14 protein-coding genes are annotated in these 11,570 nt (G+C 42.0%); 10 read left to right on the forward strand and 4 right to left on the reverse strand.

The genetic code is table 11. The annotated features are described in order from the left end of the window. The first annotated feature begins 276 nt into the window (after positions 1-276). Positions 277-1,605 carry an LLM class flavin-dependent oxidoreductase gene (locus MHB83_RS03070; protein WP_050944465.1) on the forward strand — a complete coding sequence of 443 codons (1,329 nt, stop codon included), beginning with the start codon at positions 277-279 and terminating at the stop codon, positions 1,603-1,605. Between the two features lie 38 nt (positions 1,606-1,643). Here MHB83_RS03070 and MHB83_RS03075 read toward each other — a convergent pair whose 3' ends face one another. Beyond that, positions 1,644-2,528, reverse strand: a complete 885-nt coding sequence (locus tag MHB83_RS03075; RefSeq protein WP_268459164.1) for a LysR family transcriptional regulator — start codon at positions 2,526-2,528, stop codon at positions 1,644-1,646. A gap of 150 nt (positions 2,529-2,678) precedes the next feature. Here MHB83_RS03075 and ssuE point away from each other — a divergent pair, with 150 nt between their 5' ends. Genes ssuE through MHB83_RS03115 form a run of 8 tightly spaced genes read left to right on the forward strand, consistent with a single transcriptional unit; the run spans position 2,679 to position 8,185 of the window. Beyond that, positions 2,679-3,230 carry an NADPH-dependent FMN reductase gene (gene ssuE / locus MHB83_RS03080; protein WP_310025708.1) on the forward strand — a complete coding sequence of 184 codons (552 nt, stop codon included), beginning with the start codon at positions 2,679-2,681 and terminating at the stop codon, positions 3,228-3,230. Next, entirely contained in the window at positions 3,214-4,239 is a 1,026-nt protein-coding gene (locus tag MHB83_RS03085; protein WP_003215315.1) for an LLM class flavin-dependent oxidoreductase, read from the forward strand. The genes ssuE and MHB83_RS03085 overlap by 17 nt, the downstream gene beginning before the upstream one ends. Further along, entirely contained in the window at positions 4,239-4,493 is a 255-nt protein-coding gene (locus MHB83_RS03090; RefSeq protein WP_003215313.1) for a glutaredoxin family protein, read from the forward strand. The genes MHB83_RS03085 and MHB83_RS03090 overlap by 1 nt, the downstream gene beginning before the upstream one ends. 26 nt (positions 4,494-4,519) lie before the next feature. Next, positions 4,520-5,083, forward strand: coding sequence for a GNAT family N-acetyltransferase (locus MHB83_RS03095; RefSeq protein ID WP_268459162.1), 564 nt, complete (start codon positions 4,520-4,522; stop codon positions 5,081-5,083). A 13-nt stretch (positions 5,084-5,096) separates the two neighbouring features. Further along, a complete protein-coding gene (locus MHB83_RS03100) occupies positions 5,097-5,858 on the forward strand; it encodes an amino acid ABC transporter permease (protein WP_003215084.1) in 762 nt (253 codons plus the stop codon). A 17-nt stretch (positions 5,859-5,875) separates the two neighbouring features. Next, positions 5,876-6,718: a transporter substrate-binding domain-containing protein gene (locus MHB83_RS03105; RefSeq protein ID WP_003215163.1), complete on the forward strand. Its 843-nt coding sequence runs from the start codon at positions 5,876-5,878 to the stop codon at positions 6,716-6,718. Positions 6,719-6,734: 16 nt separating this feature from the next. After that, positions 6,735-7,445, forward strand: coding sequence for an ABC transporter permease subunit (locus tag MHB83_RS03110; protein WP_342496628.1), 711 nt, complete (start codon positions 6,735-6,737; stop codon positions 7,443-7,445). Continuing rightward, positions 7,442-8,185: an amino acid ABC transporter ATP-binding protein gene (locus tag MHB83_RS03115; RefSeq protein WP_003215167.1), complete on the forward strand. Its 744-nt coding sequence runs from the start codon at positions 7,442-7,444 to the stop codon at positions 8,183-8,185. Before MHB83_RS03110 ends, MHB83_RS03115 begins: the two co-directional genes overlap by 4 nt. A 92-nt stretch (positions 8,186-8,277) precedes the next feature. On the opposite strand, the gene MHB83_RS03120 is transcribed toward MHB83_RS03115, so the two are convergent. The 3 genes from MHB83_RS03120 to MHB83_RS03130 all read right to left on the reverse strand — a co-directional run bounded on the left by MHB83_RS03120 (position 8,278) and on the right by MHB83_RS03130 (position 10,502). Next, positions 8,278-8,778: a YwgA family protein gene (locus MHB83_RS03120; protein WP_050944468.1), complete on the reverse strand. Its 501-nt coding sequence runs from the start codon at positions 8,776-8,778 to the stop codon at positions 8,278-8,280. A 30-nt stretch (positions 8,779-8,808) separates the two neighbouring features. After that, on the reverse strand, positions 8,809-10,110 hold the full coding sequence (locus tag MHB83_RS03125) for an HD domain-containing protein (RefSeq protein ID WP_007497716.1): 1,302 nt from the start codon (positions 10,108-10,110) through the stop codon (positions 8,809-8,811). 170 nt (positions 10,111-10,280) lie between these two features. Then, positions 10,281-10,502, reverse strand: a complete 222-nt coding sequence (locus tag MHB83_RS03130) for a DUF1450 domain-containing protein (protein ID WP_003215259.1) — start codon at positions 10,500-10,502, stop codon at positions 10,281-10,283. Positions 10,503-10,740: 238 nt separating this feature from the next. Between MHB83_RS03130 and MHB83_RS03135 the strand changes: the two genes are divergently transcribed. Then, on the forward strand, positions 10,741-11,541 hold the full coding sequence (locus MHB83_RS03135) for an RsfA family transcriptional regulator (protein WP_106032093.1): 801 nt from the start codon (positions 10,741-10,743) through the stop codon (positions 11,539-11,541). The last annotated feature ends 29 nt before the right edge of the window (positions 11,542-11,570 follow it).

Genomic DNA, 11,570 nt, shown 5'->3' on the forward strand with positions numbered 1-11,570 from the left:
AGAAAGTCGAAATACGTCATATTCACTAATTTTTCGGATATTCCGACACAGATTTCATCGAAAAATAGCGCTTTTGGTCTGGGTCATTTACTTAATAAACTCCCATGGTTTTAAGAAATGATGTCATGGACTCAATGACACATCTGAAAGAAACAAAAAATGATATTAGAAAAGATAAAGTCATACTTTACTGATACCAATTATACTTCTTTACGATTCTACCTTATGATGAAAAACATAAAACATGGCTATTTCAAAACAGAAGGGACGATCCGCATGTCTGAAAAAAAGCACATACAATTTGGATTAATGTTACATGGTCCGGGAGGTCACATGAATGCGTGGAAGGATGAATCAGTTCCAGCAGATGCAAGTGTTAACATTGATTATTATCAAACGATGACCAAAAAGGCAGAATCAGCGGGTTTCCGTTTTGTCTTTGTCGCAGATGGCTTATATATTCATGAACATTCGATTCCTCATTTCTTGAACCGATTTGAACCATTAACCATCTTATCCGCTCTTGCTGCAGTCACCAAACAAATTGGACTTGTGGGGACCGTATCCACTTCCTACAGTGAGCCCTTTACCATTGCCAGACAATTTGCCTCCTTGGATAAGTTAAGCAGAGGCCGGGCAGGATGGAATGTTGTGACTTCACCGTTAGAAGGTTCTGCTGAAAATCACATCATCCGTTCTCATCCTAGCCACTCCCTTCGATACGAAATTGCAGAAGAGTATTTACATGTAGTGAATGGGCTTTGGAGTTCATGGGAAGAAGATGCTTTTATAAGAGATCGTTCAACAGGTGTCTTCTTCGATCGAGATAAACTACACACATTAAACCATCATGGGAAACACTTTTCTGTCAAAGGTCCTTTAAATATTGAACGATCTGAACAAGGGCAGCCCGTGATTTTCCAAGCAGGTGCTTCAGAGGCAGGAAAAGATCTAGCCGCAAAAGAAGCAGACGCTGTATTTACAAATGCCGATTCACTTGAAAAGGCAAAAGCCTATTACCGTGACGTGAAAAATAGAGCCGAAGCGCTTGGTCGAAAACCATCCGATATCAAAATATTCCCTGGCATCCACCCGATTACAGGGAAAACAGTCGAAGAAGCAGAAGAAAAATATGAAGCCATTAAACATCTAGTCTCTATTGAAGAAGCCCTGCATTACCTCGGCAGATTCTTTGATCATTTGGACTTTAGTCAATTCCCGCTTGATGAACCTTTTCCTGATATAGGTGACGCTGGTTCAAACAGCTTTCAATCTACAACAGAATCCATTAAAAAAATGGCCAAAGAACAAAATTTGACCTTAAGAGAAGTCGCTTTACAAGTGACCACTCCAAAAAGTGCCTTTTTCGGCACTTACGAACAAGTGGCTGACAAATTGATTCAATGGATCGAAGAAGATGCCGCAGATGGATTTATTTTTGGCGCTCCGATTTTAGCTAGTGGTTTATCCGAATGGACAGAGCATGTGATCCCGATTTTGATAGAAAGAGGATATTATGATCCAAATTATCAAGCTCATACCCTTCGCGAAAATTTGGGTCTGCCTATTAAGAAGAATCAGTTTCTTAAACAAACCGTAAAATAAACATGAAAGAGGGGTCAGCACAAAGGCTAACCCCTTTTTCATGTTGTTCGATGCAATCGATTTTCAATGAGATCAATAAACTGGAGTACGGCTCTTCCAGGCGCATCATTTGTTTTCCTCAATAGACCAACTGGCGGGGACACTTGAATGCCCTTTATTTCTAATACCTTTGTACCGGGGAGTGTAAAAGAATGGGCGGTTCGAGTAAAAAGAGACACTCCTAATCCAGCCTGAACATAGTGTTTATGGGACATGCTGCTCGTAATCTCTAACTTATTGTAATTGCTCCCAATGACGTTAACGATTTGTTGTTCAATTTGGATGCGGATGGGGCAATTGTGAGGTGTGAATAATATGGTTTCATTTTCTAAATCTGTTACCTCCGCTGCATCTTTTTCCGCCAATCGATGGGAAGACGGAACCAACAAAACAATATCATCTTGAAAAAGCGGCTTATAGCTATTTTCCATCGAAGCTTCTGGTGCGCCGCAAATCGCAAAATCAATCTCATCATGGGAAAGCAAGGAACTCAGTGTATTTGCATCTGCTACTTGCACAGAAAATTCTACATTCGGAAACCTTTCCTTGAATTCTGCAAGAAGCAATGGGAACTCTAAGCTGGCTGTGGGCTCAGAAACACCGATGCGAATGAACCCCGCAATGCCTACCTCTAAATCTTGGAGCGTTTTCGTCAGTTTCTCATATTCATTGAGTAAAGAATTGGCTCTTTCATAAAAAAGCTGTCCTGATGCTGTTAACTTTAAGGTCTTCCCTCTTTCTAGAAGCTTCTCTCCAATTTCCTCTTCTAAATGTTTGATGTGCAAAGTAATGGTTGGCTGAGAATAATTCAGCGCTGCTGCTGCTTTTAAAAAATTTCCGTATTTCACGATGGTGGCAAAAGTGCGTATCGCTCGAATCTCCATGAAAACCCCTCTTCTCCCTGTATTTTAAATATCTGAATCGTGTATTTATGATTACTAATTATACTTTTCTATTGGTTTGCCTTATTATAATTTATATTATCAACTATTCCAAGTTGTTTAGACGGAATTATAAGAAATGGAGGAGACGAATTGACGAAAGTAACGATTATAGCAGGAGGTCATTCCGTCCAATCTCGATTAACGGGTGTCCTGCAGCATATTCAGCAGCAGTTAACATTCAATGGAATAGATGTACATACCATTCAAGTTCACCAGCTGCCTAGCAGCGCACTAATAGGAGCAGACTTTTCAAACGAAGAGATTATCAAGGCCATTGAACTCGTGAATGAGAGTGACGGTGTCATTGTGTTAACGCCTGTCTACAAAGCGTCATTTTCCGGTATTTTAAAAACGTTTTTAGATTTACTTCCCCAAAAAGCATTACAAGGAAAACCCGTCCTTCCGTTCGTTTTAGGAGGAACCTATGGTCATCTGCTCGTCATTGAATATGCTCTTAAACCAATTATTCACCAACTTGGTGCAACAGTTGTTCAATCTGGTGTGTATGTCGTGGATCAACAAGTCAAAAAGCAGGGTTCAGATAATTATTTAATTGATTCAGATGCCATAAACAGGTTAAACCTCGCATTATCTCAATATCAAAGTCTGATAGGAGGAACAGCCAATGTCGATCACCCTTAGTATTCTTGATCAAAGCCTTGTCGGTGAAAACGAGAACGCAGAGGCGGGCATTCAGCATACTGTCAGATTAGCTGAAGCAGCGGATCAGCTTGGCTATCACAGGTTTTGGGTGTCTGAACATCACAATAACCCTCAAGTAGCAGGTTCATCCCCTGAAGCCCTTGCCGGCTATCTATTAGCAAAAACGAGCAATTTACGAATTGGTTCTGGAGGTGTCATGCTACAGCATTATAGCCCATTTAAAGTAGCTGAAACATTTCATGTACTGGCATCACTAGCGCCTGGCAGAGTCGATTTAGGCGTTGGGAAAGCACCAGGAGGGCTGAACCTCTCGACACAAGCACTTCAGGAGGATTATCAAGCGTCACGGAAAGATTTTTCTCAAAAATTAGTAGATCTCAAAACCTACCTTACGGAACAATCAAATGAATTGAATGCTCAGCCCATCCCACGTTTGTCACCCGACATCTTCCTTTTAGGGGGAAGTACGGAGAGCGCTAAATTCGCAGCAAAACTCGGAATCTCCTTTGTATTTGCCTTCTTTATTAATGGAGATGAATCATTATTAAAAGAAGCAAGGGAGACCTTCCAAACATATCAAAAAGCGGGCACTCGCCAGCAGTTCCTTCTCGCCATCACCGTTTCCGCAGCCGAAGATCATGAACAAGCACTCTTGCACATCAAACAAAAGGAAACAGTAAAGGTCTCCTTTTCCGATGGAAGAAAGCTCAATGTCACATCAATAGAGGATGCAGAAAAGCTAGTGAAAGGAACGAAAAAAGAACACTACAGCATTCACGTACAAAAAACCGGCTATACCGCTGGCACAAAAGAAACTGTTCATCACCGGCTGACTGAGCTGGCCGAGACATACGATATCAATGAATTCATCGTACTAACTCCGATCGTAGACATTGAGGCAAGAATTGCGTCTGTCACATTGTTAAAAGAAGCGTTTAACCATGAACAAACAGCAGCTAAAAAAATAAATCACGAGGTGAACGTCTAATGTCAAACAGTCAAAAAATCATTTTATGGAGCAAAAATGGATGCAGTTATTGCAAGGACATTCAATCCTATTTCAACGAACAGCAGATCCCTTATTCAACGATTGATGTCACTGAACATGATGATTACAGAAACATTTTAGAGGAAAAATACGGCGTCCGCTATGTGCCTGTAGTTGAGATCAGTCATGACCCCCACGTGTATCAAGCATTGTTGAATCCAGATATCGAGACTTTAAGAAAAGCAATAATCTGACATTACATTTTGAATGGAGGTTTGTCATGAGTCGAGATATTTTTCGTATCGCTACCGAAGAAGATGCGCCAGCCTTTTTAGAATTGCTGTCCAGTGCATTTAAACCACTTGGGGAAATGGGCATTGATTGGCCATCCACGAACGCCACACTTGAAATGGTCATAGAAAACATTACACAGTCCGCTGCCGTTGTTTTAGAACGAGACGGGCGGCTCATATCAACCATCACCATCCGTTTTCCTTGGGAGAGTACGCAACCGGTCTCAGGATATCCATTTGTTTGGTGGTTTGCGACAGCTCCTGATTTAGCAGGGCAAGGGATTGGAAACAAGCTGCTCGATTATGTGGAAAACACCTTGCTCCGGCAAACATATAAAGCGTCTGCGTATACACTGGGCACTTCTGGCCGGAAACACCCTTGGCTTTTAGACATGTACGAACGAAAAGGATACACAAAATATATTGAACGTGAAGCCGAAAATGGTGACTTAGGTATCTTGATGTATAAAGTACTTATCCCAGAACGGTTCGATGCTGCCATATTAGGCGCGCCACCCGCAGAAGAAAAAGTCGAAACGACTTCTACATAGGAGGTGATTCAACATGGGTGAGTTTTTCAAATGGGAGTATGTGGTCACACTCTTCCCTAAAGTATTATCAGCCCTTCCGACCACCTTGCTGATCGTTTTATTTGCCACTTTGATTGGCAGCTTTCTTGGATTCATCCTTGCTTATTTCCGAATTGAGCGCATTCCTGTCCTGCATCAGCTCAGTGCAATCTATGTCTCATTTATTCGCGGAACACCTATCCTTGTTCAAATGTTTATTGTCTTTTATGGCCTGCCAGGTGTGCTCGCAACAATTGGCCTTGATATCTCCATGTGGAACAAATTGATCTTTCTTTATATTACATATGGACTCAATACTGCTGCCTACTTTTCAGAAATATTCCGATCAGCCTTATCAAGTGTCCCAGCATCTCAATATGAAGCGGCTGCCTCGATTGGGCTGACAAAATGGCAGATTTATAGAAGGACACTCATTCCTCAAGCAGGAAAAATCGCACTACCGAATATTGGTGTGGCCATCGTCAACTTATTACAAAATACCTCTCTCGCCTTTACACTGGGCGTAATGGATATTATCGGAAAGGTTCAAACATTAGGGGCATTATACTACCGCGTATTAGAAGGATACTTTATTGCTGCCGTCATTTTTATAATGTTAAGTCTGCTGCTAGAAAAAGCGTTTGACCTATTGGAAAAGTGGATCAATACACCGAAAACAAGAAAACAGCGTCAAGCAACGTTCGTTTCCTTAAAAAGAGCGGAAACGGCCTTTACAGTCGAAAAGCGTGCGAAGTAAAACGAGGAGGATTTCACATGAAAAATAACAAACAATTCAAAAAACATTCCATCATCGGTCTGCTTACACTTGGCTCATTGCTGCTTGCTGCCTGCGGAAATACGGAACAATCGAATGAAGTCAAAGCAGAAGCAACGAATAATGATCCAGATGCGAAAGAAATCATCGTTGGCACAGGGAACGCTTACCAGCCTTTCGTTTACTTAGATGAAAACGGCAAATTAACAGGCTATGAGAAGGCTGTATTAGACGAAGTCGATCAGCTGCTTCCACAATATCAGTTTAAATATGAATCCTTTGAATTTAAAAATATTCTGCCCGCTTTAGATGCTGGTAAAGTAGATCTCGCTGCCCATCAATATGAAATCAATGATGAGCGCCAGAAGAAATATCTATTTGGAAAAGTTGGCTACACAGACTATACAAGCTATGTGGTTGTTGATAAAGCATCCGGTCATGATTTTCAAAGCCTGGACGATTTGGCAGGACACAAGGTACATACTTCTACAGGGAGTAATTTCGCTTATCTGCTAGAACAATATAACGAAAAGCACGATCGGAAAATTGACATTGTCTACGGAGATGGCGGGAACGAAATTCTAGTCAAAAACCTTCAGAATGGCACAGTCGATGCAGCCTTGCTCACAAAGTATGACGTCAATAAGCTAAACAAACAGTTCAATGCCAATCTTGTGACATCTGGAAAGCCTGTAAATGTATCTAAAACGTACTATCTTTATCAAAAAAACAATACAAAACTTCAAAAAGACATTGATCAAGCATTACAAAAGCTGATCGATAACGGCAAGCTCGCTGAATTGTCTAAAAAAATATTGGGCGGAGACTTTACTACATCATAAGAAAGGAGCGATCTGAGTGGATTTTGATGTTGCCTTTATGCTGCAGGCCTTTCTAGCTGCACTTCATTATTTGCCAACAACTCTGCTGTTAGGCTTTCTACCGCTAATATTTGGCTCTGTCTTTGGATTTGGTATTGCCCTTATCCGTTTTTATCAGGTGCCTGTATTATCTCAATTGTTCAAATGGTTTGTGGCTATTTTTAAAGCTATTCCTGTTGTTCTAATTTTGCTCGTATCTTATCTTCTTTTTTCAGACTCGCTGGATCATTTGGCTGCATCTCTTTCTCTTCAGATTCGTTTCAGTGATTTGGACAGACGATGGATTGCCATTTTCGCCCTTACTTTATATGCCGTAAGCGGGTTATCCGAAATATTTCGAAGCTCTCTTGCATCTATTCCAAAGGGTCAATTCGATGCAGCATTATCCGTTGGTTTCACCAGCAAGCAGGTCTTAAGAAGGGTCATCATTCCACAAGTCTTTCCCATCTCCCTTCCTCTTCTGAACAGCATGCTGATCAGTTTAATCAAAGCCTCTTCTCTCGTCTCTATGGTGTCTGTGGTCGATATTTTAAACGGCGCTTTAATCAAAGCCAATGTGAACTATCGTTATCTTGAAGCATACATCGCCGTTGCCCTGATTTACTGGGCACTGTGCGCCTCTATTGAAGCCACCACAGCCGGATATGAGAAATATGGACACAAAAACAAAAGGAGACGATTGGCATGATTAACATAAAACAGGTGCATAAAGCGTTCGGCAAGAACGAGATTCTAAAAGGAATTGATTTATCAGTGGAAAAAGGCGAAGTGGTTGTCATATTAGGTCCGAGCGGTTCTGGGAAATCAACCTTTCTGCGTTGCTTGAATTTTCTTGAGCGTGCGGATCAAGGAGAAATTAGCATTGATGACACGACTGTCAAGTTCAATCAAGCCAAGCCTAAAGCCATTCTCGCACTTCGAAGAAAAACCGCCATGGTCTTTCAGCAATACGATCTATTTCTTCATAAAACAGCACTTGAAAACGTCATGGAAGGTTTAGTCATTGCCCGTAAACATCCGAAAGATCAAGCCTATGACACAGCTCTTCAATTGCTTACAAAGGTTGGATTGCTAGAGAAAAAGGATGCTTATCCGCATCAATTATCTGGCGGACAGCAGCAGCGAGTTGGCATTGCACGGGCACTGGCTTTAAATCCAGAAGTCATTTTGTTCGACGAACCGACCTCTGCATTAGATCCTGAGCTTGTAGGAGAAACGCTTGATGTCATTAAACAGGTAGCGCAAACCGGGGTCACCATGATCATCGTCACGCACGAGATGAGCTTTGCCTATGATATTGCCGACAAGGTGATTTTCATGGAAGATGGGGTCATCGTCGAATCAGGTACGCCGGAAGAAGTCTTTGAACAGACGAAAGAAGAACGTACAAAACAATTTTTAGCGAGATTCTCTTATCACCATTCATAAAATACAAGTCGATCCATGCGGTCGACTTGTTTCTGCGCAAAATAAAAACCAGTCTGTTCTAGCCATTAGCCATCACACACTGGTTCTTCTCGTTAGTTCAATTCCTTCAACTGATCAATATAAGCAAGAGCATCCTCAAATTCTTCGTCCGTATAGCGCTGCTTGCTTTTAATGGTGAAGACCTTTTCCTTTACCTCATCTTGTGGCAGATCATCAAAGTATAAAATCGTAGAGACGAGCTCTAGGAAACGAGACGACTGCTCGTTCATCTGCTGCGTCAGCACTTTGAGGTCAGGCATGTCCACTTCACACTGATCGAGAAACTCTTTCCCATTGTCCGTCAGCGAATAGCGATATTGATAGTATCCGCCTTTTTTTTCCTTCATTTCATCCAAGAATCCAAGGTTGCACAGCTCTTCAATTCTGAGCGTCAACTCCTCTGAATAGGGGCCATAAAAGTGAAAATCGTATTTCTCGTAAAAAGGCAAATCTAGCTTTTTTGCTATGTAAATCATCTTTTGCAGCTTCTTCCGTCCAACGATTTCCCCGGATTCAGAGAATACCTTCATCAACTTTGCATGCTCTTTCAACAAATTCCCGACATCTCCTTTTTCAGTACTTCCTTATCCCAATCCAAGCAGCTTCATGATCGCCTTCTTTTCTTCAGCTTTTTCCGACATATCTACAATTAAGTCCATCGGGAAATAAAGTTTATGATCGGTTCTTCGTTTACCGGAAATGGCATCAACAATATCTGACTGTCTCGACAGCTCTTTAATATGACCGCTTTGCGTCAAAAGGTGGATCGGCAGTCTCTCTTCTTCCTCCCCTGGTCTGTAGAAGTCGTATGGCAAGTCAGAGGAAGAGTCGACGACTAAATAATAGTCAGGATCAATGCCTGCCTCCTTGAACAAGGCGGTCAGCTTGAAATATTTTGTCATTTCTTCATTCGGATTAAACTCTGTATATTGGAACAATCGGCGGTTCATAAAACGGCGGCACAAATCAGCCAGCACGTGATCTTCTTCATCTTCCCACGCCTGAAAATAAAATAAGACAATGGATTCATCCAGTTTAATATAGTCCTCTGTGGTGACATTCCCTTCAAAAATCGAATAAAAATGAACAGGGGCATGTGTGAAAATATAGCCCGTTTCATGCAGCTCTTTTGCACGATGGAGAATTTTCGTTAAGATGACTTCTGCACTGCGTGTCACCGGGTGGAAATAGACTTGCCAATACATTTGATAGCGGCTCATAATATAATCCTCGACCGCATGCATCCCGCTCTGCTTCATCACAATCTGATCTTCTCTCGGACGCATCACGCGCAAAATACGCTCCATATCAAAATGGCCATAGCTGACGCCTGTATAGTAGGCATCACGCTGCAAATAGTCCATACGGTCGGCATCAATTTGACTTGAGATCAAACTGACCACCTGTTTGTTTTGATACGTTTTGGCAATGACTTCAGCCACATGCTTCGGGAAATCATCACTCACCCGGCGAAGCACTTCATTGACTTCGGTTTGCCCTAAAATAATATCTCTTGTAAACGATTCATGATCTAAGTGGAAGACCTTTTCAAAGGAATGAGAAAATGGTCCATGTCCGAGGTCATGAAGCAAGGCCGCACTCAGGACAAGCTCGCGTTCTCCCTCATCCCATTCCGGCCGTCCTTTGAATACATCATCCACAATCCGTCTCACAATCTCATATACACCGAGTGAATGATTGAAACGGCTGTGTTCTGCACCATGAAACGTCAAATAAGTGGTTCCTAGCTGTTTAATTCGGCGCAGGCGCTGAAATTCTCTTGTTCCTATTAAGTCCCATATTAATGCGTCCCGTACATGAACATAACGGTGCACAGGATCTTTAAATACCTTTTCCTCAGATAATTTCCCTTTTGGATACGCCATCGTTTCGTCCCTCTTTTTTTAAGACGTGTTTCTATTATATCGGGTAACTTTTCCCGAAAACATCCTTGAATTTGCTCGTGAATGTGTTCTCAACGATTGCATGGACGTAAAAAGCCCGACCTGACAGGGACGGACCTCTTTTTAGGTCGACTGAACACATTCAGTGACATTTATTTGACTTTTTTTTGAACCTTTTCGAGTAACTCATCTTCTGTTGGTGCGGATAATGGGCGATTGTTCACAAACGCAAAAGCCTTTTTTCGTCCTGGACCACAATAGGATTGACAGCCAATTTCAATTTTTGCATCAGGGTCAACCGATTTGAGTCGAGGCAGCAACGTCTTTAGGTTCGTCGCATCGCAATCGTCACATACGCGAAACTCATTAGCCATGGTCTTACGCTTCCTTTCAATGATGAACTTCATTTTATATGAAACAGTTGGACAACCAAGAGTCATAATATACCACCCAACATTGTACATCGAAGCGGCTGGACTTGCAAGACGCATTGTAAACGCTGAGACGCGCTCATTAAAAAGCTAGTATTTTCCACTATCCTTTTAGCAAACTTGTATAAACCTTCTTGAACTTGGCTAATCTAATACCATCAAATCATATGGGGGTTTAAACATGTCAAAACAAAGACAAGATGCTTGGTCAGAGGAAGACGATCTCCTTTTGGCAGAAACCGTCTTACGTCACGTCAGAGAGGGCAGCACACAGCTGAATGCGTTTGAAGAAGTAGGAGACAAGCTAAATCGCACCTCAGCGGCATGCGGTTTTAGATGGAATGCTGTTGTGAGGCATCAATATGAAAAAGCTTTAGCCCTTGCCAAAAAGCAGCGGAAACAACGGATGCGCGCACTCGGCAATGGTCAGCCTGCAAAGAAACGATTACTCTATCAGCCGCAAGTAGAAGAAACGGTCATGCAAGAGGAATTCTCACAGGAGCTGGAACCAGCGCAGGAAGAAACGTTTGCACCAGCATCTGAAACAGCCGAGCAGCTCCAGTTTGTAGACCAAAGCTACAATGAAGAGTTAGCTAGTTTATCACATTTATTGTCACAGGCTTCTCATGTCGCAGAGAAAAAGCCAGAAGCCAATCCTTTTAGGCAGCAACAGGAGTTAACCATCGAAGATGTCATTGATTTCTTGCGCCGCTATGAAGGCGATGGACAGCAATCCTCTGCCTTACGTATGGAAAACAGCCGGTTAAAACGAGAAAATAACGAACTTTCACATAAAGTCACACAGCTAGAAGCAGAAGTGAAAAAGCTTGAAAAGGATCAGCTCACGATTCAAGAAGATTATGAAACACTCGTCAAAATCATGAACCGTGCAAGAAAACTAGTTTTGTTTGAAGAGGACGACACTGCCGCTCCAACCTTTAAAATGGACCGAAACGGCAACCTCGAAAAAATGGCAGAATAACAAAAAGTGCTCCCCATCTGCGGGAAGCA

The organism is Bacillus sp. FSL K6-3149, from assembly GCF_038630515.1.
GTDB classification, from domain to species: Bacteria; Bacillota; Bacilli; order Bacillales; family Bacillaceae; genus Bacillus; species Bacillus pumilus.

Excerpts from the sequence above, each read along its gene's own strand:
- MHB83_RS03095 (WP_268459162.1), top strand. The coding sequence starts at position 4,520 with ATGAGTCGAGATATTTTTCGTATCGCTACCGAAGAAGATGCGCCAGCC.
- MHB83_RS03085 (WP_003215315.1), top strand. The coding sequence starts at position 3,214 with ATGTCGATCACCCTTAGTATTCTTGATCAAAGCCTTGTCGGTGAAAAC.
- MHB83_RS03105 (WP_003215163.1), top strand. The coding sequence starts at position 5,876 with ATGAAAAATAACAAACAATTCAAAAAACATTCCATCATCGGTCTGCTT.
- MHB83_RS03115 (WP_003215167.1), top strand. The coding sequence starts at position 7,442 with ATGATTAACATAAAACAGGTGCATAAAGCGTTCGGCAAGAACGAGATT.
- MHB83_RS03075 (WP_268459164.1), bottom strand. The coding sequence starts at position 2,528 with ATGGAGATTCGAGCGATACGCACTTTTGCCACCATCGTGAAATACGGA.
- MHB83_RS03100 (WP_003215084.1), top strand. The coding sequence starts at position 5,097 with ATGGGTGAGTTTTTCAAATGGGAGTATGTGGTCACACTCTTCCCTAAA.
- MHB83_RS03125 (WP_007497716.1), bottom strand. The coding sequence starts at position 10,110 with ATGGCGTATCCAAAAGGGAAATTATCTGAGGAAAAGGTATTTAAAGAT.
- MHB83_RS03130 (WP_003215259.1), bottom strand. The coding sequence starts at position 10,502 with ATGGCTAATGAGTTTCGCGTATGTGACGATTGCGATGCGACGAACCTA.
- MHB83_RS03135 (WP_106032093.1), top strand. The coding sequence starts at position 10,741 with ATGTCAAAACAAAGACAAGATGCTTGGTCAGAGGAAGACGATCTCCTT.
- MHB83_RS03070 (WP_050944465.1), top strand. The coding sequence starts at position 277 with ATGTCTGAAAAAAAGCACATACAATTTGGATTAATGTTACATGGTCCG.
- MHB83_RS03090 (WP_003215313.1), top strand. The coding sequence starts at position 4,239 with ATGTCAAACAGTCAAAAAATCATTTTATGGAGCAAAAATGGATGCAGT.